This window comes from Vibrio sp. Vb1026, from assembly GCF_033338745.1.
Classification (GTDB): domain Bacteria; phylum Pseudomonadota; class Gammaproteobacteria; order Enterobacterales; family Vibrionaceae; genus Vibrio; species Vibrio alginolyticus.
Genome location: NZ_JAWOTH010000193.1, coordinates 1 through 1,058, shown reverse-complemented (window position 1 = coordinate 1,058; position 1,058 = coordinate 1). Strand labels below are relative to the sequence as shown.

Here is a 1,058-nt window from a genome sequence, read left to right as displayed (position 1 = left end):
GCGTATTGATTTACCTATTTTTGACAGTCGCGGCAATGGCGCAATCTACTCATTGGCACTACCTTATTATCCGAAACGTGGGACACCACGCTTTAGTGATGTGGCTTTGAATGGAAAAACGCTGCCTTCTAGTACGTTGGCTGACGTTAATGCCATGGCTCAGAATGATTTGAATGAACGCTTAACGACAATAGTGATTCGCCAAGCCATTCGCGTTTGGGCGAAAGACCGAATCAGAAAAGAAGCAGCGAAAAAAGGCGATGACGTGGGCAATATTCTTTTCAACGTTTGGAATACGTTAACAGAACAACCAGATACTCGAAGCTGGCAAACGCTGCCAGCGCAAGTGAAGACGGCCTCACAAATTGTGAAGCCGGGTACACAGCAGCTAAATTTAGGCGATCAAGTCTATCAATTTGACGTACCTGCGCAGCAAACCACACTGGTGTGGGTTTCTCGTCAGGGAGCGCATTCGACGGTATGGCATAAACAATTAGGGAGATTGTAATGAGAGCATGGCTTATTGGCTTAGCAGTCATTATCGGTTTGGCAGGTTGTGCGGACAACACTGCTGGGATCCGAGTTGATGGCCAAACACAAAACGTATTTTTTAACGATAACGTATTGGGCAGCCGACTGTTGGTTGACAACATCACCACGACTTACGTCGATGATCGACCACGTGGTGTGGTGCAGTTAAACAGTAACTACAAAGGTGACCAGCATATTCTTTATCGCTTCTACTGGTACGACAACAATGGTTTGGAAGTGAACACCAAACCGGGGCCTTGGCGCAAAATGATCGTGCGTGGATTTGAATCTGTGACGCTTTCGGAAGTCACGGTCAATCCAAATGGCACACATTTCCGTGTTCAAATTAGAGAAGCACAAGACGATTAATCTTAACGGCTTTGCCGTAGCTGCCGCGCCAACATGCGCTGGTATTGATATAACTAAGGAACTCTCATGAAAAAAAGTATTATTGCTCTTTTAGGTCTAGCCGTTATTTTGGGTGGTTGTTCTAACAAAGTCTCTTACGGTGATTCACAAGCGACTGA

Annotated in this window: 1 protein-coding gene and 2 pseudogenes; all 3 read left to right on the top strand. The window is 45.7% G+C overall.

Going from position 1 to position 1,058, the window contains the following annotated elements; all coding sequences use genetic code 11:
* A pseudogene (locus R7E47_RS25235) lies at window positions 1-508 on the top strand (hypothetical protein); the annotation flags it as partial.
* Complete coding sequence (locus R7E47_RS25230) at window positions 508-900, top strand: YcfL family protein (RefSeq protein ID WP_021449351.1); 393 nt, start codon at window positions 508-510, stop codon at window positions 898-900. The pseudogene R7E47_RS25235 and the gene R7E47_RS25230, both read left to right, overlap by 1 nt.
* Window positions 901-966: 66 nt before the next feature.
* Window positions 967-1,058, top strand: a pseudogene (locus tag R7E47_RS25225) (penicillin-binding protein activator LpoB); the annotation flags it as partial.